The organism is Agromyces litoreus, from assembly GCF_040496015.1.
GTDB lineage: Bacteria > Actinomycetota > Actinomycetes > Actinomycetales > Microbacteriaceae > Agromyces > Agromyces litoreus.
In genome coordinates this window covers 154,989-180,698 of the sequence record NZ_JBEPKA010000003.1, presented here as the reverse complement: position 1 = coordinate 180,698, position 25,710 = coordinate 154,989, and the positions used below count along the sequence as shown (strand labels likewise).

Below are 25,710 nucleotides of genomic sequence, written 5' to 3'. Positions count from 1 at the left end.
TGCAACAGGAGTCTAGAGGGGGTGCCGTGCGCGTACTGAGGGTCTCGCACAGCGCCGTCGTGGACGAGTGGCGCGGTCGTGAGCGCGCCCTGGCCGCGCTCGGCGTCGACGTCGAGGTCGCGTGTGCGCGGCGATGGCATGCGGGCGGCGTGCCGGTCGCCCTCGAGCCGCGGCCCGACGAGCGCGTGCGCGGCGTCCGAACGCTCGGGCGGCATCCGGCCCTGTTCGTCTACGACCCGATCCCGCTCTGGCGCGCGCTCGGCGAGGAGTGGGACGTGCTCGACGTGCACGAGGAGCCGTTCGCCCTCGCCACGGCAGAGATCCTGCTGCTCCGCGCGCTGCGCCGTCGGCGTCCGCCCGTCGTGCTCTACACCGCGCAGAACCTGCGCAAGCGCTACCCGATCCCCTTCCGGTGGCTCGAGCGACGGGCGCTGCGCACCGCGTCGGGCATCGCGGCATGCAACACCGAGGCCGCGCGCATCGTGGAGGACAAGGGCTTCTCCGGCCGGGCGCGCGTCATCCCGCTCGGCGTCGACCTCGCGCGGTTCACCCCGGCGGATGACGCGGATGCGGGCACCTCGCCCGCACCGGAGCGTCCCGGGTCGGACGGCGCGACGGAGGCCCCGGCGTCGGACGACGCAGCGCCGATCACCGTCGGCTTCCTCGGACGCCTCGTGCCCGAGAAGGGCGTCCTGCTCCTCCTCGACGCCCTCGTGACCGAACCGCGGCTGCGCCTTCGCATCGTGGGCAGCGGACCCCTCGCCGCGGAGCTCCCGTCGCGTGCGGCCGCGGCCGGCGTCGCCGACCGCGTCGAGCTCGTCGGCGCGGTCGACCCCTCCCGCATCCCCGAGGTGCTGCGCTCGTTCGACGTGCTCGCGATCCCCTCGATGCCGACGCCGTCGTGGACCGAGCAGTTCGGGCGGGTCGCCGTCGAGGCGATGGCCTGCGGCGTGCCGGTCGTCGCGAGCGACGCGGGCGCGCTGCCCGACGTGGTCGGAGGCGCGGGCCTCCTGGTGCCCACCGGCGACGCGGCCGCCCTCGCCGAGGCGCTCGTCGAAGCGGCAGGTCCCCGGGCGGCCGAGCTCCGCGCCGCGGGCTTCGTGCGCGCCGAGGAGTGCAGTTGGGGCGCGGTGGGGCGCGACTACCTCGAGCTGTACCGCGGCATCCTGCACGAACCGTCCCCGGCCCCCGAACCGACGGCGGGCCTCGAGGTCATCGTGGTCGCGTACGGCGCGCCGGAGCTGCTGCGCCGCGCGCTCGAGCCGCTCGCGGGGCTGCCGGTCACCGTCGTCGACAACTCGTCGCTGCCGGAGATCGCGGCGCTGTGCGAGGAGCTCGGCGTGCGCTACCTCGACCCGGGCCGCAACGGCGGGTTCGCCGCGGGGGTGAACGCAGGGCTCGCGAATCGGATCGCGCCGGGCGCCGACGTCCTCCTCGTGAACCCCGACGCCGAGATCTCCGCCGACGACGTCGCGGCCCTGCACCGGGCGCTCCACGCGCGCCCCGACCTCGCGAGCGTCGGGCCGGCCCAGGTCGACGATCGCGGCGCGCAGGCCCGGGTCGAGTGGTGGCTCCCCTCGCCCGCGGGCACCTGGCTCGAAGCCCTCGGCCTCGCACGCCTGCGGCGCGACCCGTCGTACGTGATCGGCTCGGTCATGCTGCTGCGCGCCGAGGCGCTCGAGCACGTCGGCGCCTTCGACGAGCGCTACTTCCTCTACGCCGAGGAAGCCGATTGGGCCTACCGAGCGCACCGCCTCGGCTGGCGCCACGACGTCGTGCCGGAGGCGCGGGCCGTCCACACCGGTGCCGGGACCGGCGGCGACCCGCGCCGTCGGGAGGCCCACTTCCACGCCTCGCAGGAGCGGTTCCTGCGCAAGCACTTCGGCGCCGCCGGATGGCAGGTGGCTCGCGCCGGGCAGTGGCTGGGCGCGATGACACGCTCGGTCGTGCTCCCCGGCGAGCGCGGTCGCGCGGCACGCCGCCGCGCGGCGATCTACCGCCTCGGCCCGGTCCGGGTCGAGGCGCGGTTCCGAGGGGAGTCGGCCGCATGACCCGGATCATCCAGATCGTCCCGTTCATCGGGCCGGGGACCGGCGTGGCCGGCGTGGCCTGGAACCTCGAGCAGCGCCTGCGGGCGCTCGGGGCCGAGGTCGACCGGTTCACCTTCGACGACGCCCGGCGCGGCCGCCCGATCCCATGGCCGCGGAACGCCTTCCTCGCCCGCATCCGCGGCGGATGGCGAATGATCTGGTTCAGCACGGTCGGCACGCGCCGGGCGAAGCGGTTCCTCGCCGAGCACTCCGACGCGGTCTCGATCTGCCACAACAACGTGCTCGCGGGCGACGTCTACGTCAACCACGGCGTGCTGCTCGCGTCGATGCGCGCCCGGGGGCGCTCGCCGTGGCGCATCTACCGCAACCCAGTGCACCTGTTCATCTACGCGCGCGACCGGATCCGCTACCGCGGCCACGCCCACCGCACCGTCGTCTGTCTCTCGGAGCGCGACGCGGACGACCTGCGTGCCACGTACGGCCCGATCGGTCCTCGCATCGAGGTGATCCCGAACGGCGTCGACCTCGATCGCTTCCGCCCGCCGACGCCGGACGAGCGCGCGGCGGCGCGCACGGAGCTGAAGCTCGGCACCGAGGAGCGCGTCGCCGTCTTCGTCGGGCACGAGTTCTCGCGGAAGGGCCTGTCGTTCGCCATCCGCGGCCTCGCGCACGCGCCGAGCGTGCTGCTGCTCATCATCGGCGGCAACGACGCGATCATCGCGGAGGCCTACGAGGAGGCCAAGGAGCACGGCGTGGGCGATCGGGTGCTGTTCCTCGGCCCCCGCGGCGACCTCCGACGGCATCTCGCCGCCTGCGACCTGTTCGTCTTCCCGAGCGCCTACGAGGCGAACGCGCTCGTGGTGCTCGAGGCCCTCGCGAGCGGCCTCCCGGTCGTCGCCACCCCCGTGGGCTACGCCCCCGAGATCATCGTCGACGGTGAGAACGGGTACCTGGTGGACCGCGACCCGCAGGCCGTCGGCGATCGGATGGAGCAGATCGCGAGCCTCGACGACGCGGCGCTCGAGGCGTTCCGGGAGCGGGCCCGGGCATCCGTCGTCCCGCTCGGCTGGCCGACCATCGCGCAGCGCTACCTCGACCTGCTCGAGGGCGTGCACGCGGAGCGCTCGGCATCGGACGCGTCGGCGGAGCGGTCCGGCGGATGACGCGCATCGTGCAGATCGCGCCGACGATCGAGCCCGGGAGCGGGGTCGCCGGCGTGGCGTACGCACTCGAGCAGGAGTTCCGCGCTGCGGGCGTCCCGGTCGAGCGGTTCACGGCCGCGGACGCCGGCCGGACGCTCGACCGCCCGCGCCGGACGGCGCTCGGCCGCCATCTCCTGCGGGCCGGCAACGTCGTCTGGTTCAGCACGGTCGGCACCCGCCGCGCGAAGCGGTTCCTCGCGGAGCGACCCGACGCGATCGCCTTCACCCACAACGACGTGATGGCGGGCGACGTCTACGTCAACCACGGCCTCCTGCAGGCCGCCATGAAGGCCCGCGGCAACTACTCGTGGCGGATGGTGCGCAACCCGGTGCACCTGTTCACGGCCGCGCGGGACCGCATCCGCTATCGCGGACGCACGCACCGCGCGGTGGTCGCACTGACCGGCCAGGAGGCGGACCTGCTCCGCGAGGTGTACGGACGCGTGCGTCCGCCGGTCACCGTCATCCCGAACGGGGTCGACATCGAGCGCTTCAGCCCGGGGGATGCCGTGGAGCGCGCCGAGGTCCGGCGCGAGCTCGGCATCGCCGACGATCGGGTCGTCGCCGTCTTCATCGGCCACGAGTTCGAGCGCAAGGGGCTGCACGTCGCGATCGCCGCGCTCGGCGCCGCGCCGCGCGTCGTGCTGCTCGTGGTCGGCGGCACGAGCGAGATGATCCGCCGGGCCACGGTGCAGGCCCGCCGGGCCGGCGTCGCAGACCGGGTGGTGTTCGCGGGCGAGCGGCCCGACCCCGTGCCGCTCCTGCGGGCGTCGGACGTCCTCGTGCTGCCGAGCGCCTACGAGGCGAACGCGCTCGTCGTGCTCGAGGCGCTCGCGTGCGGCGTCCCGGTGATCTCGACGCGGGTCGGCTTCGCGCCCGACATCGTGGTCGACGGCGAGAACGGCTTCCTCGTCGAGCGCGATGCCTCGGCCGTCGGCGCACGCCTCGCCGAGCTCAGCGCGGAACCGCTCGACGCCTGGCGCGAGCGGGCGAGGCGCACGGCGGAGCAGCACTCGTGGCGCGAGGTCGCGTCGCGCTACCTCGAGCTCGCGAGGTCCCTCGAGCGCGACCGGGCGGCGCGCCTGTGAGCGATCGCCTGCGGATCCTGCACGCCATCCGCTCCGACGGGTTCTCGGGCGTCGAGCAGTTCGTGCTGCGGCTCGCACGCACGCAGGCCGCCGACGGCCACGCCGTGCACGTGATCGGCGGCGACCCGCCGCGCATGCGGCCGGGACTCGACGCCGCGGGCGTCGGGCACACGCCCGCTGCGCGCACGATCGAGGTGCTGCGCGCGGTCCGCGGGCTCGCTGCCGAGGTCGACGTCGTCAACACGCACATGACGGCGGCGGATGTCGCGGCCGTCGCGGCCCTCGCCACGGGGCGGCCCTCGCGTCGGCCGGCGCTCGTCGCGACCTGCCACTTCGCCCGGGCGCGCGGCCGCGTCGGGCCGATCCCGATCGATGCCCTCGTCGGTCCGCGACTGGACGCCCAGCTCGCCATCAGCGCCGCCGTGGCGGCAGCGGTCTCGGGCCCGAGCACGGTCGTGCACACCGGCATCGAGCCGAGGGCGGCGGGCGATCCTGCGGCGCGCGAGCGCACCGTGCTCATGGCGCAGCGCCTGCAGCCCGAGAAGCGCTCCGACGTCGGGATGCGCGCGTTCGCGGCATCCGGGCTCGCCGGCCGGGGCTGGACCCTCGAGGTCGCCGGGATCGGCCCGGAGCGGGAGCCCCTCGAGCGCCTGGCGGCCGAACTCGGCGTCGCGGCATCCGTCCGGTTCAGCGGCTACCGCACCGACCTGCCCGACCTGCTCGCGCGATCCGGCCTGCTCCTCGCGCCGTGCCCCGTCGAAGGTCTCGGCCTCACTCTGCTGGAGGCGATGGCCTCCGGACTGCCGCCCGTCGCCGCCGACGCGGCCGGCCACGTCGAGGTGCTCGACGGACTCGACCCGCGCACGCGGTTCGCCGCCGACGACGCGGATGCCGCAGGCGCACGCCTGCGCGAACTCGCGGCCGACCCCGCGGCGCGCGCCGCCCTCGGCGAGGCGGCACGGGCTCGACAGCAGCAGCACTTCTCGCTGCGGGCGCAGGCCGCCGGCACCGAGGCGGTCTACCGCGACGCGATCGCGAGGACGAGGAGCGACGCATGACCGATCTCGTGGTGCTCTCGCTCGAACGCTGGGACGAGGTGTGGCGTCGCAACCAGCACCTCGTCGCCGGCCTGCTGCGTGCGGACCCCGCCCTGCGCGTGCTGTTCGTCGAGCCCGCGGCGGACCCGACGCACGCGCTCGCCTCGGGTCGCGCTCCAGAGCTCGGCCGGGGCGTCCGGCCCGTGCCGGGGCCGGCGCCGGGACGGCTGTGGACGTTGCGGCCGACCAAGTGGCTCCCGCGACGCGTGGACCGCCGCGCCGACGAACGACTCGCGGCGGCGGTCGAGCGCGCCGCCGCATCGCTCGGCATGCACGATCCGCTGCTCTGGATCAACGACCCCGGTGCGGTCGGCCTCGCCGAGCGCACCGGCTGGCCGAGCCTCTACGACGTGACCGACGACTGGCTCGCGGCGGATCGCCCCGACGCCGAGCGGGCGCGGGCCGCGGCGAACGAGGCGCGGCTGCTCGAGATCGCGGGCGAGGTCGTCGTGTGCTCACCCGAGCTGGCGCGACGCAAGGGCGCCGACCGCCCCGTGACCCTCATCCCGAACGGCGTCGACGCCGCCGCGTACCGTTCGCCCGTCGGCCGTCCCGCGGACCTGCCCGCCGGCCGCACGGCGCTCTACCTGGGCACCGCGCACCCCGACCGCATCGACGTCGACCTCTGCGACGCGACCGCGCGGGCGCTCGGCTCGGTCGGCGGCACGCTCGTGCTCGTGGGGCCCACCCTCCTCGGGTCGGATGCCACGTCGCGACTCGAGCGGGCGGGTGCGGTGCTCCTCGGGCCGCGGGCCCGGGAGGACGTGATCGGCTACCTCCAGCACGCCGACGTGCTCATCGTGCCCCACGTGGTCACGGCGTTCACCGACAGCCTCGACCCGATCAAGCTCTACGAGTACCAAGCGGTCGGCCGCCCGGTCGTCTCGACGCCGGTGGCGGGCTTCCGCGACGTCGACGACGCGCGCGTGACGATCGCCGAGGGTGCGTCGTTCCCGGCCGCGGTCACCGCGGCGGCCGAGGCGTCGCAGCCGTTCCCGCACGGTGCCGACGGACCGGCGAGCGACTGGAGCGAGCGAGTGGCCGCTATGCACGAGGTGCTGGTACGACTCTCCCGGGCGAGCGATACCGCCTGATCCTGCGAAAGCCTCGGCGATGCGCCGAGGCCGGCCTCGCCGGAGACGGGCGGCGAATCCGGGAATGGGGTGGATCCCCCGAACGATGGGTATGTGTCGCACGCCATCGGGCCCATCGCCACAGGTCACCGCCGGCGCACGCGATGGCCGGACGCCGGGACGAGTCACATTTCGTCGAGTACCTCACGGAATCGCCTCCACGCCCAATTCCAGTCGTGCTCGAGTGCGTGGCACCGACCGTCCCGTTGCAGTTCCTGCAACCGCTCACGGTCGTCGGCGAGCGCCGACAGCGCAGCTGCGAGCGAGTTCGGGTCACCGGGATCGACCATCATTCCCGCATCGCCAACCACCTCGGGAAGGCCGCCCACCCGGCTCGCGATGACGGCGAGGCCGCTGGCCATTCCCTCTCGTGCCGTGAGTCCGCTCGCCTCGGACCGAACCGATGGAACGACCTGGACATCGTGCTCTCGGATCAAGTGCGGCAATTCCATTCGGTCGACAAATGGGACGAATCTGACCAATGAACGGCATGTCTGTGCGATCTCACGCAACTCATGCTCGTACGAGCTGAGCGGCGCGTCCCGCGCGAACCCATGGCTGCCGATGATGGTGAACTCGATATCGGGACGTCGAAGCAACGCGGCCGCTCGAAGCAGCACGTCGGGGCCCTTCAGCTCGATGGTCCGCCCGACGAAGAGGACCTGAAGGGCATCGGTCGAGGTTCGACGCCCGTCGCCACGCCGATCGCCACGTGGCGCGAATCGAATCGTGTCCACTCCGTTGGGCACGACGCGAATACGCGCAGCGACATGATGCGGAAGACGCGAGGCCACACGCTCCGCAAGCCAGGAACTCACGCAGATGATGATGTCGGGGCGACCGAATACTCGTGCCGCCTCCAACCGTGAATACGTGCGCATCAGTTCGTTGTGGACGAACAGGACCGTCCGATGGTCCGAGCCTTCGAGGAGCGATGCGAGGACCGGCGCGTTGTGCGCGACGACGATCGCGGATTCGTGGCGTCGGACGGCGTCGGCGGCGGGACCGTAGTAGCGCCGTACACCTGCCCTGGGACGACCGAAGACCCCGCGAACCAGGTCGACGTAGCGCTCGTTCCGGTTCGGGCGTGGGACGCCGGAGTACTCCACGACCGACGCGGACGAATACCGCGGCCGCATCGTGGATCGGTCGATCGCGACGACATGACGGTACGGCGCACCTTCGGCAGCCGACGCAGTCGCCAGTCCGTCGATGACCGTCGGGATGGCGGAACCGGTTCGTGGTGAGAAATGGTCACCGGGCGTGACGACGTGGATGACATCTCTCATCGGCCGCCCTCCATCACTTTCGTAAGGCTAGCGGGCGCCAGAGGACAGACCCACGGGGCAACCGGTTTCTCGTTGCTCTGCTTCGAGGACTGGCCGAGACGGTCAGCGACCCGGCCGGTTGAACGTCGGCAAGGAATGACGGAGGGTGCGCTGCCGGAGCAGCGCACCCTCGAGTCGGACCGACCGATCAGTTCTCCTGGTAGAACGGCGGGTCGCAGGTCGGTGCTCCCGTCGGGAACGGCGTCTTGCTCGAGCACGGCGGGAAGGCGTCCACCACGTACGAGGGGATGATGATCGGCGAGTGGTCGGTGTCGTTGCAGTCGTGACCCCACGGGATAGCGAGGGAGAGCGTCGCCGGCGCGTTGGCGCTGTTGTCCGAGTTCGCGTAGACGATGACCTTCACGCACTCGCCGGGCTGGATCGGCGTGCAGTACGGCGGGTTGATGCCCACGACCTGGAACGGCAGCGGCGTCGACTGAATCAGAATGTCCGGCTGCAGCACGATCGCCTTGCTGGTGTTGTTGCAGATCTGCAGCGGGATGGCGAAGGCCTTGGCCGGGTTGAGGCCCGGCAGTCCCGCGAACAGTTCGGCGCACTTCGTGCCGAGGCTGTTGCCGGGCAACTTACATGCGACGCCGACGAACACCTGCGGGGGCGGGCCGGACGCGGCATAGGCGGGAGCGGGGACGGCGAGCGCGACGGCGGGAACCGACCACGCCATGGCCTTGGCCACCGTGCGCCGTGAGACGCCGGGCTTCGGCTCTTCGAGGTCGCTCATTGGGATCCTCCTGGACTGTTTGCTGTGGTTGGGCGACCCTCCGCCGGAGCTGTCGGGTCCTTATCGGGTTGTGATACTGCCGTTGCGGTCTGGTCAGTACCTGCCGCACACTATCGGGTTTTCACAGGCAACTCTAGGGGTTGAGGCTTCCTCGTCGGAATCCGCGTCACCCACGTTCGGGTGACATCTGTGCACACGCATACGCCAGGCGTCCGGTGCGAGGCGTGGTCCGTGCGCCGTCGTCCGCGGATCAGTAGATTCGAGGCGCGGTCGACGCTCCGTCGCCCCAGAAACCGCACCCGGAGGGATCGCCAGATGACGTCGCGTGACACGCCACGGCTCACGATCGCCACGATCGCCACCGACACGCCGATGGGTGCACAGGCGTACCAGGAGCAGGTCGCGCGGCGCGCGCCCGAGGCGATGTCCTCGGTCGACGATCGCGCGTGGCGGATCCGAAGGCTGGTGCTGCGCTCGCTCCGCTCCCGTCTCGCCGGTAACCGACGGCTGCCGCTCGGACGCATCGCGCGCGCGTCGACCGGCCAGCGTCGAGCCATCGGCCGCGCGCTCTACGCGGGCGACGCGGTCGTGCACCGCATGGCCCTCGAACTCCCGCCGGCGCCCGGCCGCGACGTGATCACGGTGCACGACGTCGTGGCCTGGCGGTTCCCCGACGAGTCCGCGCCAGTGCCCGCCGCGATCGACGAGGCGCGCAGCGCCGCCGCCGTGATCTGCGTGTCGGAATTCAGCGCGCGCGAGGCAGTCGAGTTGCTCGGCATCCGGGAGCCGCACGTGGTGCACAACGGCGTCGACGCCCGGTTCTTCGACGCCGCCCCGCTCGACGCGGCGAGCCTCCGGGCCCATGGTCTTCCGCATCGCTATGTACTGCACGCCGGCGGTGCGACTCGTCGCAAGAACCTCGAGGCCCTGGCCGAGGCCTGGCCGGTCGTGCGTCGGCAGCGCCCAGGGCTGGAACTCGTCCTCGCGGGCCCGACGCACCCGCGGCGCACCGCCTTGTTCGAGGGCATGCCCGGGACCCGGATGGTCGGGCGGCTGCCGGACGAGGTGATGCCGGGCCTCGTCGCGGGCGCGGAACTGGTCGTCGTCCCCTCGCTGTACGAGGGGTTCGGGCTTCCCGCGCTCGAGGCGATGGCCGCCAACGTGCCCGTCGTGGCCGCGGCGACGAGTTCGCTCCCTGAGGTGGTCGGCGACGCTGGCATCCTCGTGGAGCCCACTGCGGCCGGCATCGCCGCGGGCATCCTCGACGCCACCGGAAGCTCCCGTCCGGACGCCCTGGTCGCGGCCGGCCGCGCACGCGCCGGCGAGTTCACCTGGGCGCGCTGCGCCGAGGCACATGCGCGCGTGTGGGCCTCGCTCGCCTGAGAGCCGCCCCACTACCCGCGTCCCGCGAGCACGCCCAGCACACCGAGCGGGAACATCCGAAGGCCGGGGAGTACCTCTGCGAGCCGAGCAATCGACCGCTCCAGACCCTGGCACGCATGTTCGACGGTCGCGCTCGGTGCCGCCGAGGCGCCCTCGAGCATGCCCGCCAGTCCGCGCCGTTCGTCGAATGCGGTGAACCGACTCGACCCGGGCGTGATGACCGACTCGTAGTCGTGGAACTTGAACGGTCCGCCGCTGAGCGGCGGCTCGAGCATGGTCCAGCTCGCGGGGATCCCGTACGCGTCCGCCGTCACGAGACCGTGGAGCGAGGTCGTGACGACCGCATCCGCCGCGGCGATCTCACGCACGACCCGGGCCGCGGGCTGGTGCACGTTGACGACGTGCACCCGGAGGCCCGAGGCATCCGCCATCGACATGAACGGCTCGTGCTGCCGATGGTGCCCGTGCGGCACGAGCGCGACATCCCACCGCACCCGCGGCCGGGGCGAGCGGCGGGCGACGAGGATCCCCGGATCGCCCAGGGCGACGTCCTCGGGGGCACCGATGAGATCGCGCGTGAGATGACCTCGCACGGCGAGGACCTTCGCCCGCGGGAGGGGATGGGGCTGGCCGTACATGAGGCCGCTTCCCCACACGGCGCCGTCGTACTCCTCGGGGAGGAACTCCAGAATGCTGCCGACGCCGGAAAGCCGGGCACTCCGGGCCACACGGTGCACGGGCGCGACTCCGTACTCGGGGAGGAGCCACGGGGTGAGGTCGTCGCCGAAGTTCGGATGGCCGTCCCACCAGGTCGTGGGCACGACCAATCCGGAGCGCCACATCGCGGGACGGGTCGCCGCGGCGGCCATGCGACGCAACTGCCGCAGCCGGCGCCTCACGGGGTTCGTATACGTCATGCGGCACCTGCCGCGATTTCGGCAAACCCGGGCACCGATGCGTACCGGCCCTCGTACGCATCGGCGGCGCGCCGCCACGTGAAGCTCGCGACGCGTTCGCGGCCCGCCGCGACCATCCGGCTCCGCAGGTCGTCATCGCCGGCGACCCGGACGATGGCCGCTCGGAGCGCTGCGATATCGCGCGGGTCGACGAGGACGCCGTCCCGTCCGTCGCGCACGAACCCGGGCGCGCCGCCGCGATCGGTCATCACCAGCGGGGCGCCACTGCGCCAGGCCTCGAGTGCGACGATGCCGAACGCCTCCATCCGGCTCGGCACGACCACCATCGTGGCTCCCGCCATCGCATCCGCGACAACCGGTGAGTCGAGCCGGCCCGCGAACTCGACGCGGCCCTCGAGGCCCCGTTCGGCGACCAGTGCCTCGAGTCGAGCGCGTTCCTCTCCGTCGCCGACGACGACCAGCCGCATCGCCGCGTCGAGTGCGATGCCGTCCATGGCGCTGATGAGCAGGTCGAATCCTTTGGCGCGCCCGAGCCGGCCGACCGCGAGGAGGTACGGGCCCGCGAATGGGCTCCGCGCGGCATCGCCGACCAGCCCGAGGTCGACGCCGTTCGGCACGACCTCACCGCCCACGAGGCCGAACCGCGATCGCAGGTCGTCGAGCACGAACCCGGACGGCGCCGTGACCGCCGCCGCCGCGTGCAGCGCGCGCCGCAGCGACGTGCGCAGGATCGCCGAGCGATCGAACACGCCGTGGTCATCGGCAACGGTCTCCCCGTGCGAGGTGACGACGAGCGGCAGCCGATACCGACGGTGCGCAGCCAGCGCATACGCGCCGTTCGGTCCGAAGCAGTGCACGTGGAGCACGTCGGGACGGAACGCTGCGCGCGCCCCAGACCAGAGCCGCCACGCCCCCGGCAGTGCCTTCGCGAACCGCGCGACGCCGCCCACCGACGAAGACGGCAGGGGCGTCGGAAGGTAGCGCACGGTGACACCCTCGACCTCGCGGACCACCGGGCCGGTTCCGCGGTCCACGCTCCACACCTCGACGGCGGTCCCGGTCTCGAGCAGCTCGTGCGCGACCTGACGCACGTGCTCCTCGACGCCGCCGACGTGCGGAGCGTACGAGGAGGTCACGAGGGCGACGCGCAGGCGGCGACCACGGTCGGCGACGGGCGTCGCGGTTCGATCCGGCTCGGTCACGCGTCAGCTGTGCGCGCCGTGCTCATCCGACGGCGGCTCGGTCACGAGGTCGTCGGTCGGCTCGGTCTCGGACTTGGACTTGCCCCGTCCGCGTCGCTTCTTCGGCGCCGGCTTCGACTTCTCGGCATGCTCACCCGCGGGGGTCGCCTCGGTCGCCGACGAAGTGTAGTCGCGCCGGTACTCGTACGAGTACGTCGCGGCATCCGCGCCCCGGACCGGGGCCTTGTTCAGCACGATGCCGAGCGCGCGGCCACGTGCCTTCTTGAGGGTGTCGAGCGACTTGTCGAGCAGGTCGTAGGTCGTCTTGCCGAGCGTGACGACGACGAGGGCGCCGTCTGCCTGGTGCGCGAGCACGGCGCCGTCGGTCACGGGCAGGAGCGGCGGCGCGTCGATGATGACCGTGGCGTGCTTGGTCAGGTCGGCGATCAGCGCATGCATCCGCTCGGACCCGAGCACCTCGCTCGGGTTCGGCGGCACACTCCCGGCGGCGAGCACGAGCAGGTTGTTCGACTTCGGCGTGCGCTGCAGCACCTCGGAGAGCGCAGCGCGGCCGGCGAGCACGTCGCTGAGCCCGGCACCGCCGGGCAGGCCCATCGTCTTCGCGACCATCGAGCGGCGCAGGTCGCCGTCGACGAGCACGACCGTGGAGCCTGCCGCGGCGAGCGTGAGCGCGAGGTTGCAGGCGATCGTGGACTTGCCGTCGCCCGGGAGCGGACTGGTGACCACGATGGTCTTCGGCGGGTGGTCGACATCCATGAACTGGAGGTTGGTGCGCAACGCGCGCAACGCCTCGGAGACGGCGAACGTCCCGCGCTTGCCGGTGCTGTTGGCCGCCGACGAGTCGACCAGTCGGTCGCCGGCGTCGAGACCGGGGACCCAGGGGATCGTACCGACGACGCCGACGCCGGTCTTCTGCTCGGTGTCCTCCGCGTTCCGGATGCGCCGGTCCGCGGCCGTGCGGATCATCGCGAAGGCCACGCCGAAACCGAACCCGAGCACGCCGCCGACGATCAGCGCGGTCTGGACGTCGGGGAACGCCGGGCTCGAGGGGAGCGACGCTGACTGACGTGAGACGAGCTTGACCGGGGCCTCAGCGGTGGGGCTGCTCTCGATCTCGACCTCCTCGACGACACCGGCGAGCGACGCAAGCCAAGCTTCGGCGAGTTCGCGCGCGCCGTCGGGCGTCGGCGCCTCGGTCGTGACGTTCAGGATGACGGTGCCCGTCGGATTGTCGACCGCGACGCGCTGGATCAGCGCCTCTGGCGTCGTGTCGAGCTCGAGGTCGTCGATGACGTTCTGTGCGACGTCGGTCCAGCCGGCCATGACGAGGTACGAGGGCACGCGCGAACGGGCCACGCTGTCACCGAGCGACACATTCGCCACGTCGCCGACACCGGTGGACTGCACGATGCCGCTCGCGCTCGCGACATAGACCGGCGTCTGCAGCAGCGTCCACCCGTAGCCGGCGCCGACGCCGATCAGGGTCATGAGCAAGATCGCGAACCAATGCCGGCGCAAGCCGCGGAGGTAATCGCGCAGTTCCATGGACACCTCCGTGTCGTGCCGCCGAGCGCCCCGGCGCGGTCGACCATGAGCGAGTAGGGTCCATGGTATGTCAACCGCCTTCGCCGCGCGCATCCTCGACTCCACGGTCCGAGTCGAGTTCGACGAGTCCGTGCCCGCGCCCGTCCGTGAGACCATCCGCGGCCACTGGATCGACCTCATCGACCAAGGTGCCGCCTCCGAAGTCGACGTGACCGTCACCGCGACGATGGCGCGGGGACGGCAGACCTCGGGTCCTGAACATCGGGTGGTGTCGGCGAACTCCCCGGAGAGGCTCGCCGCCGGCATCGTTTCGGAGGTCACGCTCGCCGGCATCGCGGGGCTCGGCGGCGAGGCGCTCATGCTCCACGCCGGTGCGGTCGCGCTCGACGACGGCCGAGTGATAGCGCTCGTCGGCCCGTCGGGTCGAGGCAAGACCACCGCGGCGCGGGCGCTCGGTCGCGCGTTCGGCTACGTGACCGACGAGACCCTGGCCGTATTCCCGGGCGGCGAGGTCCTCCCCTATCGCAAGCCGCTCTCCATCGGCGACGATCCGGAGGAGAAGGCGCAGCTGGCCGCGTCGACGGACGGCCTGCGCGACCTGCCGGCGGCGCCGCTCACGCTGGATGCGATCGTCCTGCTCGATCGCCGCGAGGGCGTCGAGACGCCCTACGTCGAGACGGTTCCGCTGCTCGACGCCATCGAGGAGCTCGTCCCGCAGACCAGCTTCCTGTCGATGCTGAGGAGCCCGATCCGGACTCTGCTCACGACCGTCCTCTCGACCGGCGGCGTCCGGCGAGTCGTCTACACGGAGGCCGAGACCCTCGCGAGCGTCGTCGACGACATCCTCGCGACGCGGACGGACGAGTCGCCCCAGCTCGTCGACGTCGGGGTGTCCACCAGCGACTGCGACTGCGGCGCGAAGCTCGGCGAGGAGGAGGTCGTGGTCGACGCCGCACCCGGCACCATCTACCGCCGCGGCGAGTACCGCGACGCGCTCAGCGTCGACGACGCGCTCGTGGTCCTCCGCCGGAATGTCGTGACGGCTCTGCGCGGCCTCGGTCCGGTGCTGTGGTTCGCCGCCGCCGACGCGACGGCCGCCGAGCTCACCGACGCCGCGCTCCAGGAGATGCCGCCCCCTCCCGCCGACATCGACCCCGCCGCGATCGTCGAGGCAACGCTCGACGAACTCGTCACCGCCGACCTCCTGGTCCGCGCCTGACCCCACGCGACAGCACGTCGCGGTTCGCAGGGCGGTCGCGCCGACGCTCCCTTCAGCGTGTGGCCGGCCGAGTCGAGGCGAGCGCGGCGAGGTTGGGTGGACCTGTCGCCGCCTCGCCGCGCTCACGCTCGTCTCGCGCCATCGCGCCCAGGCAGACGCCGGCCACCACGAATGGGATGGAGACCTGGGCGGCGACCCAGAACAGGTCGAACTGCGCCTGCGCCAGGCGGCTGACCAGCACCGCCACCGCCAACGTCCCGAACCGCGGATCGACGTGCCACAGCACGATCAGCGTGCCGATCCACATGACCGTGAACGCAGCGAGCCCTACCAGGCCGGCGCTGGCCAGCACCTCGAGCTCGCCCTGCGGCGGCTGGTAGCCGAGGCTCCCCGGCTCCTTCCAATACCGGAGGCCGTGGCCGAAGATCGGCGACTCGCGCCAGAAGCGGTACACCTCGCGGAACCAGTCGATCCGCTGGAAGACCGAGTTGTGCTGATTCTGCGACTGGACCTGGTCGATCACCATGGTGACCACCAGCCACACGGCGGGGATCGAGAGCACCAGGATCAGGATCCGCGAGCGGCGCGAGGTGCTGCGACGGATGACGGCGATCAGGATGCCGGCGATCAACCCGATGAGCGCCTGCCTCGACTGCGAGACGACGGTGCCCGCGACGAGGAGCCAGAACGCGAATCTCGACCAACCCTTCGTCCAGCCCACCCAGTCGGGATCGAGGTAGGCGATGACGGCCGCGAATGCGAACACCGTTCCGACGAAGTTCTTGTGCATCGAGATCGGCCAGGTCGGGGCGGCCGGCCCGAAGTTGCCAGAGGCGTACTGCAGTGCCGCCTGGAGCAGCGTGAATCCGGCGATGACGCACGCCGTGAACACGAGCGCCGAGAGCGCGAGTCGGCCGTACCCGGCCGCGCCGAGCGCCCAGCCGACGATCAGCGCACCCGAGACGAGCATCCACGCGTGGAACCACTCGAAGGTGTTCGCCAGGTAGGGATTGACGATGACGGTCAGCAAGGTCGCGAACTGGTACACGAGGTTCAGCACCAGAAGGCTTCGAAGAGGCCGGCTGTAGGGTCGCTGCCCGAGCAGCAGGGCGGTGCCGAAGGCCGCGACCAGCGCGGCATCCGAGACGGAGAGGTCGCCGCCGCCGATGCCGATGCGCTGCGGGATCAAGAGCCCGGGGACCGCGAACAGGGCGATCGCGAGCGGTTTCGACCCCGTGAGCGAGGCCGCGACGACGAACGCGGCCAGGACGACCGCGAGGACCGCTCCGCCCCGCGCGCCACGGTCGAGCAGCAGGTAGGTGACGACGACCGCCGCGAACGCCATGAGCACCCAGCGCCACACGCCCGACCACCACTCGACGATCCGCAGGTGCCGGATCGCCCGGCGCTCCTTGGTCGTACTCATGGCCCGGTCCTTCGTGAGATTCGCTCCAGTATCGCAGGTGCCCGGCGATGCGCACCGGCCCCGCTGCGCCCGGCGGGCGGGATCGAGCGCGCTCGCTAGCATGACCGCATGCCTGATGGACCGGAGGATGCTCCCGTGCCGACGTTCGCGCTGATCATCCCGACGCACCAGCGGCCGGAGTTCGTCCGGCAGGCGGTCGAGAGCGCGCTGCGGCAGCGCCGGCCCTTCGACCGGGTCCTCGTCGTCGCCGACGGGCTCGACGACCCCGGGGCCGCGGCCCTGGCGGACCTCCCGGTGGAGGTCGTCGCGATCGAGAAGGCCGGCGTCGCGGCGGCCCGGAACGCCGGCGTCGACGCGTCGGGGACGGACTGGGTCTGCTTCCTCGACGACGATGACCTCCTGCATCCCGAGTACCTCGCACGGATCGAGCTCGAGATCCTGGAGTCGCCGCAGCTCGGCGCGATGAACACCGCGTACTGGAGCTTCGCCCCGCAGGCCGGTCCCGACGACGAGTTCGCAGCGGAGACGCTCGACGAATGCCTCGAGGCCATCCGCACGGCGGTGCCGACGCGCGACCTCTCCTACCTCGAGATCGAGGGCCGGAGCTTCGACCTCCTCCTCGAGCGGATGCGCGGCTCGATGAGCACGACCGCGGTGCGGCGCGATCTCCTCATGCGGGCGGGCGGGTTCCCGCATGGGATGGTCACCGCACAGGACTGGGTCATGTACGTCAACGTCGCCCGGCTCACGGAGTGGCGGCTGATCCCCGAGCGCCTCGCGTTCTTCCGCGACCTGCCGAACTCGATCACCCGCACGGGGTCGCCCGCGAAGGGCCTGACCGCGCTGCGCGCCATCCGCTCCTTCTGGCAGCCGACCGAGCTGCCCACGCCGCCGCACCGCCCGCTCGACGCGTATCGGGCGAACTACCGCCACGTCCTGGGCTGGGCGCTGCGCGCCTGCTGGCGCGCGCGCGACCTCCGGGCCTACCGGGAGGCGCTCGCTCTCGGACGAGACATCCTGCCGCGCCGGACGGATCGCCTGCGCGCCGCCGCACCGCGCTGGGTGCAGGCCGGCGCGCGGCGGGTCACCGGAGTGGTGGCCGGCCGAGGCTGATCACGCGGCCGCGCCGGACGGCGCCGCGAGCCGGGCGCGCAGTTCCCGGCCGAGCTCGTCGTCGCGACGCGGCGGCGTCGGGCGCCACGATGCCGACCGCAGCGCGGCGAGCCAGCCCCATCCGACGCCCACGACGGTGACTCCGAGGCGCTTCGCCCGCGCGCCGACGCCGCCCGCGCGGCCGACGGCCCGGAACTGCGTGCGCACCCACCGGCGCAGGAGCGGGGAACGGAGCCCGTCGTGCCGGGCGAGGAGCACCATGTGGTTCCGCCGCCCGTAGAGCTTGTAGCGCGTGTCGAAGCGGGCGCCGCGGACGTGCGGTGCCGGGAGGTGGTCGACCGCGGCATCCGGTGCGAAGATCACCCGGCCGCCGATCGCCCCGACGCGGAGGAAGATATCGGTGTCCTCGCGCAGCGCCGTGCCGGGGTAGTCGTCACGGAAGCCGCCGAGCTCGGCGAGCACCGACCGTCGGAACGACATGTTCGCCCCGATGCCGTGGTCGACGACCTGGGGCCCGTCGGGCGCCGACGCGAAGCCGTCGGTCAGGGTCCCGTCGTCGAGGAGCCGGCCGACCGGCTTGCCGTAGTGCTCCTCGCCCTCGATGCCGTTGCACGTCCGGCCCGACACGGCGGCGACCGACGGATCGTCGAATGCGGCGAGCAGCGCAGGCTCCCAGCCCGGCCGCAGCACGACGTCGTCGTCGAGGAAGCTCACGATCGCGCCGCCGGCATGCCGGAGCGCCTCGTTCCGCGACCGCGTCATCCAGCCGGCGAGCTGCGGGGCGTGCACGTAGATCACCGGACGATCGGGTTCGGCGGCGAGGTCGCGACGGTCCGCCGCCGAGGCGTCGACCACCACGATCTCCGTCTCCGGCGAGAGCCCCTCCGCCAGCGAGCGGAGGCACCGCCGCAGGAAGTCCGGGCGCTCGTAGGTGACGATGCACACGCTGAGCTGGGGTGAGTCGCCCATGGTCTCCCGTTCGTCGGCCCGTCCGGGGCGATTCTATCCACGGGCACGCCCTATGCTTTCGCCCATGTCCGAGGATGCCGCTCGCGAGGCCGCACCGCCGCATCCGGCCCGCACGGCCTACGTCGTCCTCAGCCACGCGCACCCCGAGCAGGTCGAGCGGCTGGTCCGCGCCATCCTCGCGTCCAGTCCCGGGGCGTTCGTGGTCGTCGCGCACGATTCGCGCCGCGAACCTCCCCCGACATCGCCCGAGGGTGCTCGGGTCCGGGTCTTCGAGCACGGCCTCGCCACGGACTGGGGCTCCTGGGAGCTCGTCGAGGCGACGCTGCGCGCGTTCGAGCTCGCGCGCGAGGTCGCGGACGCCGAGCTGGTGGTCCTCGTCTCGGGGCAGGACTATCCCGTCCGTCCGCTGGAGGCCTGGGAGTCGGAGGTCCTGGCCACCGGGTCATGGGTGGGGCGTTCCGAGGAGCTCCGGTACACCCCGCACTGGGGCCGGCGCCGCGGCGAGGGCGCGGACGCGCTCACCCGCTACACCCACCGATGGTTCCAGACGCCGCTCGCGAGACGCCGCGTCCGTGTTCCGGGACGGCTCGGGTCCCTGCTCCGACGCCTCCGCGGCGCGGTGGCGCTCCGCATGGAGCCAGTCCTCAGCGTTCGCGTCGTGACCCGCGGCCGAGGCGTCATGTGGGGTGTCCGACGTCCCACGCCGTTCTCCGACGCCCGGCCGTGCCACCTCGGCAGCCAGTGGCTCGCGGTGCCGCGATCGCTGCTCGATCCGCTGCTCGACGAGGATCTCGCGCCCGGTTCGCGCCTGCGCCGGCTCTACCGGCACTCGGTGATCCCCGACGAGTCGGCGCTCGTCACCCCGCTGTCCTGGCGGGCCGCTCCGGCTCCGCTGCCGCCGGTGACGCACGTGACCTGGGATGTCGCACGCGACCAGCCGACCGTGCTCGGCATGCACGACCTCGACGTCCTCGTTCGCTCCGGGTCGGCGTTCGCGCGCAAGGTGGATCCGGTGGCGGGCGCCGAGTTGATGGACGAGCTCGACCGACGGACCCGGCCGGCCCGATGACGGCCGTCGGATAGGTTGGCAGCGTGCTCGCCTTCATCACCTCGCTGCGGCACCCACGCAACAGCACCGACTATGCGGGCGTCGAACGGCTGCTGCTCGACTCGCTCCATTCGGTCATGCGCCAGCACCACCCCGACTTCAGCGTCTGGGTCGTCGGCAACCGCCGCCCGGAGCAGCTTCCCGATGCGGTGAACTGGGTGGGTGTCGACTTCCCCGCCCCGAGCGAGGTCCGGGGCCCGATCACCGGTCGCGAAGCCGTGCTGCTCGACAAGGGCACGAAGCTCGCCGTCGGCCTCCTCGCGGCACGAGCCAGCGCCCCCGACCACGTGATGCTGTTCGACGCCGACGACATGGTCTCGAACCGCCTGGCCGGGTTGTCCGCCGCCGCCCCGGGCGCGGACGGCTGGCGCATCGTCGACGGGTGGCGATGGTCGAGCGAACGCCGGGCCGTCCGGCGCCAGCACGAGTTCCATCGCCATTGCGGCACGGCGTTCATCGTCCGCCCCGACCACTTCGCCCTCCCCGACGCCCTCGGCCCCGACGCCGACCAGGCCGAGTTGCAGGAGGCCTTCGGCGAGCGCCTGTTCCGCCACATCGGGTCGCACCGCCACCTCAGCGCCGACCTCGCGGCCGAGGGGCATCCGCTCGAACCGATCGGATTCACCGCGGCGCTGTACCGCGTGGGCACGGGCGAGAACCACTCGGGGGTGTCGCTCGGCGGCTTCGGGCGCCCGGTCGGGCGGGCGATGGCGGACGAGTTCGGCGTCGCCGCCACCCGGTGGACCCCGCCCGGTCTCGCGCGCTCGATCCTTCCCGGTCGACGCGCACTCGAGCGCTTCCCGGTGGTCAGGGAGCTCCGCGCCCGGTTCCCGCGCGGCAGCGCCTCGGCGCCGCGGAGCTGATCAGTTCAGCTCGCCGAGCTCGACCAGCCGGGCGAAGTCCGGGCTCGCCGCCCGGACCTCGTCGAACGTGCCCTCGGTCTCGACCCGGCCGTCCTTGAGGAAGACCAGGGTGTCCGAGCGGCGAACGGTCGAGAGCCGGTGCGCGACGATGATGATCGTCAGCGTGCCCTTGAGCGCAGCGAGGGTGTTCGCGATCTCGTGCTCGGTCACGTTGTCGAGCGCAGACGTGGCCTCGTCGAGGACGAGGATGCGGGGGCGCCGGTACAGCGCGCGGGCCAGGCCGATGCGCTGGCGCTGCCCGCCGGAGAGCCGCACGCCGCGTTCGCCGACGAACGTCCCGAGCCCCTCGGGCAGCTCGGCGACGAGCCCCTCGAGCTCGGCCATCCGGATCACCTCGCGAACGCGGTCGAGGTCGATCTCGTCCGAAGGCACGCCGAACGCGACGTTCGTCGCCAGCGTGTCGTTCAGCAGGAAGACGTCCTGCGGCACGACGCCGAGGCCCGCGTACCAGCCCGCGAGGTCGTCGGCGATCGATCGGCCGCCGATGAGGACCTCGCCCTCCGTCGGGTTCAGCAGTCCGAGCACGATGTCGAGCAGCGTGCTCTTGCCCGCACCGCTCGAGCCGACGAAGGCCGTGGTCCGGTTCTCCCGGATGTCGAGGGCGATGTTGCGGAGCACGTACTCGTCGGAATCGGGGTACCGGAAGCTGAGGTCGCGGAGCACGATGTCGCCGTCGAACGGCCGGTCGCCGCGAGGGCGCTCGTCGTGCACGCCCCCGGCGTCGAGCTCCTCGACCGCCTTCGAGACGATGTCGAGCCCGGCGCGACCGGTGCGGATGGTGGCGAGGCCGGCCGCGATGCGATTCATGCCGGGGAGCGCGCGCAACGAGGCCGCGGCGAAGACGCCGAGCACGACCAGCGCCTCCTCGGGGGTGCCGGTCGTGAACAGGATCACCGAGATCCCGAGGATCGCGACGATGAATCCGATCTCGAGCAGGTACCGCGGCGCGTCGGAGAGGATGCCCATGACCCGCGATGCCCTGGCGCGCCGCATGCGCGCCTCGCGGAAGCCGTCGATGAACGCGTTCGCGCTCGAGGTGAGCCGAGCCTCGCGGAACCCGTCGAGGCCAGGAAGGAGGAACTGCCAGGCCTGCAGACCCGCCGCGGCGACCTCCTCGCCGATGCGGTACTGACGGCGGCGGAGCAGCATCTGGACGCCGAAGACGAGCACGCCGAACAGGACGACCGCGAAGAGGGTGACCGAGACCGAGGTGAGCAGGAGCACCACGATGATGCCGCCGAGCACGACCACGTCGGAGACGATGCTGACCGCGCTCAGCAGCACGCTCGCCGACTGGATCGTCGCGTCGTTGATGTTGCGGTACACCTCGCTCAGCCGGCGCGAGCGATGGTCGGCGTAGGGCGCGAGGGCGTAGCGGCGCGCGAGCTCGGCCGACGAGAGCGCGGAGATCCGCGTGGTGCGTCCGAGCAGCCACCAGCGGAACGCCAGGGCGCCGATGCTCTTCACGAGGAAGACCGCGGTGATCAGGGCGGCGACCACCGGGATGAGCGTCGACAGCTCGGTGGTGCCGAGCACGTCGGAGATCCACTGCACGAACCAGTTGGAGGTGTCGCCGGTGAACAACTGGGTGAGCGGCACCATCGCCGCGACGCCGATGGTGTCGAGCGTCGCCAGGGCCAGCGATGCGCCGATGGCGCCCAGGACCCAGGCCCTCGGCGCGGCACCGGCCATGTCGAGCATCATGCGCAACTGCGCGGTCAGGGTCCGCTCGCGTGCGACTCGTGCCATTCGGTTCCCTCCGCACCTCGCCCTGGGGTGGGTGCGGGCGGGCCTCCCGGAATCATAGCCGCGGCCCGGCCGGACCCGATGCGGCGAACGGGTCAGGCACGCTCCGCGACGAGCAGCCCGCGGGCGACGAGTTCCGCCACGAAGCGCTCGACCTCACCGCGGATGACCTCGGGTTCCGCTCCCGTCGCCTCCGCCACGCGCTCGACGAGCGTCTCGGCCGGGCCGCCGACCGCCTCGAGCCAGATCAGGCCGGCGACCCCGTCGAGCACCGCGATGGGCCCGTCGGGCAGGGTCGCCGCGTACAGTTCGCCGCCGTACTCGAGCACGCCCACCGCGTCGCCCGTACGATACCCGCCCATCAGCGCATCACCCGCCTGCGGCGCGTCGGGCGCACAATAGCCCGCGCGGCCTCGCCGACCGCGCTGACCGGCCGTCGGAGGAACTCGAGCACGACGTCGCGCCGCGTGGGGCGACGTCCGAGCCGGTGCCCGAGGTGCTCGACGTTCACCAGCGGTGCACGCAGCGCGATGCGCAGCCCCTCGCGCGCGCTCGTCGCCGCCCGGATGCGAGCCCACCACTCCCGGGTGCGCGAGCCTCCCTCGGACGAGACCTTCCACAGCAGGTAGTCGCGCTCGTGCCGGTGACGCTCGAGTCCCCCGGTGGCGGCGGCGAAGGCGACCTCGGCATTCAGCCGCTCGACCAGGGCGCGCCGACGCGCGCGGGTGGCCTCATCCGCCTGCTCCCAGGCCGTCTGCACGTCGCCGCGCATGCCCGGTGCCGACCTCGCCGCGTTCAGCACGAGGAGCACGGCGTGGGCGTCGACCTCGGGCACCGGGCAGGCGACGCCGCCGATCTCGACCTGGCGGCGATCCGCCCAGAAGAGGTCGAAGGCCGCCTCGGGCGCGAGCCGGATGCCGGGGAAGTACCGGTGGATGTCGATGAACCCCCAGGCGTGGTGCAGGTAGGTCTGCGCGTGGCCGAACGGCGAACCGTGCTCGAACGTGCTGTAGAGCTCCCACCCGTGGGTGCGGAGCGCCGCATCGATCCGATCGACGTGGTCCGGCCGGACCAGGACGTCGACGTCGCTCGCGACGTGGTCCGCCGAACGGATCGACGGGTCGGCGGCCGCGCCCTTGATGTGCAGCAACTCGACGCCGGTGGCGTCCGCGACGTGCTGGACCGCGGCGTGCCCGAATCGGAGGCGCACGGGACGGGGCACCTGGACCTCGGCCTCGCTCACGCCCATCGCACCGCCTCGCCGATCACTGTAGCGATCCGCTCGACGTGGGCGTCGCGGCGAAACGCGGCGGCCCACGACCTCGCCCCCTCGGGATCGAGCGAGCGGGCGACCCGGATCGCGTCGGCCAGGTCGCCGGCCGTGGCGGATGCCGCCTGGGCACCGCTCACCCCCGGGCGCACCGTCTCGAGGTAGCCGCCCGCCGCGATGGTCGCCGCCGGCGTCCCCTCGAGCGCCGCCTCGAGCACGGTCAGCCCGAAGTCCTCGCGCCCCGCCCCGATGACGACGACTGCCTCGCGATAGAGCCAGCAGAGCTCGGCGTCACCGACCCGGCCGAGCCCGTGCACCCCGGACTCCGGCGCATCGAGGGCCTCCGAGCCGGAGCCGACCACGACGATCGCGAGCCCGGCGAGGCCGGCCGCGTCCACGGCGAGCGCGACGTTCTTGTAGCCGCGATCGCGTGCGACCACGATGGCGAAGGCCGCCGGAAGCTCACGGTCGGGCGCGATCGCGGTCGTCGAGACCGGCTCGACCGGCGGGTGCACGACGACGGACTCGAGGCCGTACGCGGCGCGGATCCGTTCGCGCGTCACCGCGGAGTTCGCGATGATCGCGGTCGCCCGCGACATCGCCTCGGCATCGCCGCGCCGGAGGACCGGCGTGCTCGCGGCGAGGCCGGCTCGCCGAAACGCGCTGAGCCGGAGCCGGTAGTCGTCCGCCGCGTAGAGCCATCGGGCGGGGCTGTGCACGTAGACGACGTGCGGCATCTCGTAGTGGAAGCGGTGCGCCCAGCCGCTGGAGGACGCGAGCGCGACGTCGCCGCCCGAGACCCTCGTGCGCGCCGCGATGGCCGGCAGCGCCGGGAGCATCCGCTCGACCTGGCCGGCGAGCGCACCCGGGATGGCGGCCTGCACGTCGACCCCGCCGAAGGCGTCGAACGTCGTCTCGGGCCGGTACGCCAAGGTCACCACGCGATGCGCGTCGAAGCCCGCGACCCACTCGGCGACGACCCTTTCGGCGCCGCCGACCTGCACGAGGTAGTCGTGCGCGAGGACGATGTCGGTCACGGCACCTCCCGGCGTCCGCGCACGATCCGTACGGCGCCGCGGGACGCCGTGCGGGCCGCACGGCCCGCGCCGGCGACGGCGGCCCGTCCCCGCGCTCGCACGCGCCACGCCTTCGGGATGCCGACGCGCTCGTCGTAGAGCTCGATCACGCCCCGCGTGCTCGGCTGCGACCGCGGCTGCAGCGCGCGGTCGAGCGCCTCGCGGAGCACGCGCTCCCGCCACCGGGGGTCGCTCGGGACCCGGAAGACGCCGCGGTAGCGGTCGAGTGCGCCCAGCAGGTCGAGGGTCAGGATGGTGCGCCGGCACTTCCAGCAGTTCGAGCAGTTCGTGCCGTCCACGGACTCGGTGCAGACGTCGAGCCGGTCGTACGAGTGCGGCACCTGGGCGACGAGGGCGGTCTTCTGCGCCCGGTCGAGGTCGGCCCCCGACGATCGCAGCGTGAGCGCCTCGGTCGAGAGGGCCGGGAGCAGCATCGGGTCCGCATAGGAGAGGTCGTAGACCGGGGCGATCGCCATGTCGCGGTACGGCACGGAGGAGGCGTACAGGAACAGCCGGACCCCGCCGGCGAGCAGGTGCGCGATGGCGGCGTTGCGCATGGTGTGCGTCTGCTGGAAGCCGAGCCCCGGCGCGAGGTGCAGGTCGTCGAGGTCGGAGTCCACGTCGATCAGCGGCAGGCCCATCGTGGCGGCGCCTTGGCGGATGCGGGCGAGCCGACGCCCGTGGAGTTCGCGACCCCGATCGCCGCGGCCGTGCGAGCCGACGTCGTTGTAGAGCAGGTGCGTGACGCGGAGCGCGTCCGGGACGTCGTCCGCGAAGTGGTGGCGCGCCAGCGTGGCGTAGGAGTCCACTCCGGCGGAGTACGCGGTGACCACCGCATCGCCCCTCGGCCCGGCGCGCACGGTGTCGGCGGCCTCGATGTCGATAGTCGAGAGCTCCGGACGCACGCCGCGGAGGATCACGGGCACGTCGTGGCGCAGGCTCCACAGGAGCTCGTCGGTCACGGGCCCCTCCACGAGGAGGTCGCGCCGCAGCCGCATCGCTGGCATGAGCAGCGCCAGCACGGCCGCATCCGCCCGCTCCTCGAGGAACCCGGCTGCGGAATCCGGCACCGAGAACCGGAGCCGGTCGGCGCCGTCGAGCCCGGAGAGCCGGAACGAGACGATGGTGCGCCCCTCGCGGGAGCGCACCTCCGGGGGCCCGATGACGATGGGCAT

At 72.7% G+C, this 25,710-nt stretch carries 22 protein-coding genes; 10 read left to right on the top strand and 12 right to left on the bottom strand.

Annotation, left to right across the window (positions count from 1 at the left end):
* Positions 1-26: 26 nt before the first annotated feature.
* The 5 genes from ABME01_RS03875 to ABME01_RS03855 are packed head-to-tail and all read left to right on the top strand — an operon-like array spanning position 27 to position 6,532.
* Positions 27-2,051: a glycosyltransferase gene (locus ABME01_RS03875; RefSeq protein WP_353827038.1), complete on the top strand. Its 2,025-nt coding sequence runs from the start codon at positions 27-29 to the stop codon at positions 2,049-2,051.
* Positions 2,048-3,214 (top strand): glycosyltransferase family 4 protein, encoded by a 1,167-nt coding sequence (locus tag ABME01_RS03870; protein WP_353827037.1) that lies wholly within the window; start codon positions 2,048-2,050, stop codon positions 3,212-3,214. The genes ABME01_RS03875 and ABME01_RS03870 overlap by 4 nt, the downstream gene beginning before the upstream one ends.
* On the top strand, positions 3,211-4,341 hold the full coding sequence (locus tag ABME01_RS03865) for a glycosyltransferase family 4 protein (RefSeq protein ID WP_353827036.1): 1,131 nt from the start codon (positions 3,211-3,213) through the stop codon (positions 4,339-4,341). The genes ABME01_RS03870 and ABME01_RS03865 overlap by 4 nt, the downstream gene beginning before the upstream one ends.
* Positions 4,338-5,399, top strand: a complete 1,062-nt coding sequence (locus ABME01_RS03860) for a glycosyltransferase (protein ID WP_353827035.1) — start codon at positions 4,338-4,340, stop codon at positions 5,397-5,399. The genes ABME01_RS03865 and ABME01_RS03860 overlap by 4 nt, the downstream gene beginning before the upstream one ends.
* On the top strand, positions 5,396-6,532 hold the full coding sequence (locus ABME01_RS03855) for a glycosyltransferase (RefSeq protein WP_353827034.1): 1,137 nt from the start codon (positions 5,396-5,398) through the stop codon (positions 6,530-6,532). Before ABME01_RS03860 ends, ABME01_RS03855 begins: the two co-directional genes overlap by 4 nt.
* Positions 6,533-6,696: 164 nt before the next feature.
* Here the strand turns inward: ABME01_RS03855 and ABME01_RS03850 are convergent, their stop codons facing one another.
* Both ABME01_RS03850 and ABME01_RS03845 read right to left on the bottom strand, forming a co-directional pair.
* Positions 6,697-7,860 carry a glycosyltransferase family 4 protein gene (locus ABME01_RS03850; protein ID WP_353827033.1) on the bottom strand — a complete coding sequence of 388 codons (1,164 nt, stop codon included), beginning with the start codon at positions 7,858-7,860 and terminating at the stop codon, positions 6,697-6,699.
* Positions 7,861-8,047: 187 nt separating this feature from the next.
* Positions 8,048-8,638: a hypothetical protein gene (locus ABME01_RS03845; protein WP_353827032.1), complete on the bottom strand. Its 591-nt coding sequence runs from the start codon at positions 8,636-8,638 to the stop codon at positions 8,048-8,050.
* A 315-nt stretch (positions 8,639-8,953) separates the two neighbouring features.
* Here ABME01_RS03845 and ABME01_RS03840 point away from each other — a divergent pair, with 315 nt between their 5' ends.
* Complete coding sequence (locus tag ABME01_RS03840; protein WP_353827031.1) at positions 8,954-10,021, top strand: glycosyltransferase family 4 protein; 1,068 nt, start codon at positions 8,954-8,956, stop codon at positions 10,019-10,021.
* A gap of 11 nt (positions 10,022-10,032) precedes the next feature.
* Here the strand turns inward: ABME01_RS03840 and ABME01_RS03835 are convergent, their stop codons facing one another.
* From ABME01_RS03835 to ABME01_RS03825, 3 genes are read right to left on the bottom strand one after another with little or no spacing between them, the layout of a single operon-like run.
* Complete coding sequence (locus ABME01_RS03835) at positions 10,033-10,920, bottom strand: polysaccharide pyruvyl transferase family protein (RefSeq protein ID WP_353827030.1); 888 nt, start codon at positions 10,918-10,920, stop codon at positions 10,033-10,035.
* A 14-nt stretch (positions 10,921-10,934) separates the two neighbouring features.
* The gene (locus tag ABME01_RS03830) at positions 10,935-12,140 is read right to left on the bottom strand and encodes a glycosyltransferase family 4 protein (protein ID WP_353827029.1); all 1,206 of its coding nucleotides are present in this window, start codon (positions 12,138-12,140) and stop codon (positions 10,935-10,937) included.
* A gap of 3 nt (positions 12,141-12,143) precedes the next feature.
* On the bottom strand, positions 12,144-13,685 hold the full coding sequence (locus tag ABME01_RS03825) for a tyrosine-protein kinase domain-containing protein (protein WP_353827028.1): 1,542 nt from the start codon (positions 13,683-13,685) through the stop codon (positions 12,144-12,146).
* A gap of 67 nt (positions 13,686-13,752) precedes the next feature.
* Here ABME01_RS03825 and ABME01_RS03820 point away from each other — a divergent pair, with 67 nt between their 5' ends.
* Entirely contained in the window at positions 13,753-14,904 is a 1,152-nt protein-coding gene (locus ABME01_RS03820) for a hypothetical protein (protein ID WP_353827027.1), read from the top strand.
* Between the two features lie 52 nt (positions 14,905-14,956).
* Here the strand turns inward: ABME01_RS03820 and ABME01_RS03815 are convergent, their stop codons facing one another.
* Positions 14,957-16,330, bottom strand: coding sequence for an O-antigen ligase family protein (locus ABME01_RS03815; protein WP_353827026.1), 1,374 nt, complete (start codon positions 16,328-16,330; stop codon positions 14,957-14,959).
* Positions 16,331-16,438: 108 nt separating this feature from the next.
* Here ABME01_RS03815 and ABME01_RS03810 point away from each other — a divergent pair, with 108 nt between their 5' ends.
* Positions 16,439-17,443 (top strand): glycosyltransferase family 2 protein, encoded by a 1,005-nt coding sequence (locus ABME01_RS03810; protein WP_353827025.1) that lies wholly within the window; start codon positions 16,439-16,441, stop codon positions 17,441-17,443.
* On the opposite strand, the gene ABME01_RS03805 is transcribed toward ABME01_RS03810, so the two are convergent.
* On the bottom strand, positions 17,444-18,412 hold the full coding sequence (locus ABME01_RS03805; RefSeq protein ID WP_353827024.1) for a glycosyltransferase family 2 protein: 969 nt from the start codon (positions 18,410-18,412) through the stop codon (positions 17,444-17,446).
* A 64-nt stretch (positions 18,413-18,476) separates the two neighbouring features.
* Here ABME01_RS03805 and ABME01_RS03800 point away from each other — a divergent pair, with 64 nt between their 5' ends.
* Together ABME01_RS03800 and ABME01_RS03795 are read left to right on the top strand one after the other, a co-directional pair.
* Positions 18,477-19,481: a hypothetical protein gene (locus tag ABME01_RS03800; protein WP_353827023.1), complete on the top strand. Its 1,005-nt coding sequence runs from the start codon at positions 18,477-18,479 to the stop codon at positions 19,479-19,481.
* Between the two features lie 23 nt (positions 19,482-19,504).
* Complete coding sequence (locus ABME01_RS03795) at positions 19,505-20,383, top strand: hypothetical protein (RefSeq protein WP_353827022.1); 879 nt, start codon at positions 19,505-19,507, stop codon at positions 20,381-20,383.
* Here ABME01_RS03795 and ABME01_RS03790 read toward each other — a convergent pair whose 3' ends face one another.
* From ABME01_RS03790 to ABME01_RS03770, 5 genes are all read right to left on the bottom strand, one after another.
* Complete coding sequence (locus ABME01_RS03790) at positions 20,384-22,192, bottom strand: ABC transporter ATP-binding protein (protein WP_353827021.1); 1,809 nt, start codon at positions 22,190-22,192, stop codon at positions 20,384-20,386.
* Between the two features lie 92 nt (positions 22,193-22,284).
* The gene (locus tag ABME01_RS03785; protein WP_353827020.1) at positions 22,285-22,551 is read right to left on the bottom strand and encodes a PqqD family protein; all 267 of its coding nucleotides are present in this window, start codon (positions 22,549-22,551) and stop codon (positions 22,285-22,287) included.
* The gene (locus ABME01_RS03780; RefSeq protein WP_353827019.1) at positions 22,551-23,438 is read right to left on the bottom strand and encodes a nucleotidyltransferase family protein; all 888 of its coding nucleotides are present in this window, start codon (positions 23,436-23,438) and stop codon (positions 22,551-22,553) included. Before ABME01_RS03780 ends, ABME01_RS03785 begins: the two co-directional genes overlap by 1 nt.
* Positions 23,429-24,496, bottom strand: a complete 1,068-nt coding sequence (locus ABME01_RS03775; RefSeq protein WP_353827018.1) for a glycosyltransferase — start codon at positions 24,494-24,496, stop codon at positions 23,429-23,431. Before ABME01_RS03775 ends, ABME01_RS03780 begins: the two co-directional genes overlap by 10 nt.
* The gene (locus ABME01_RS03770; protein ID WP_353827017.1) at positions 24,493-25,710 is read right to left on the bottom strand and encodes a hypothetical protein; all 1,218 of its coding nucleotides are present in this window, start codon (positions 25,708-25,710) and stop codon (positions 24,493-24,495) included. Before ABME01_RS03770 ends, ABME01_RS03775 begins: the two co-directional genes overlap by 4 nt.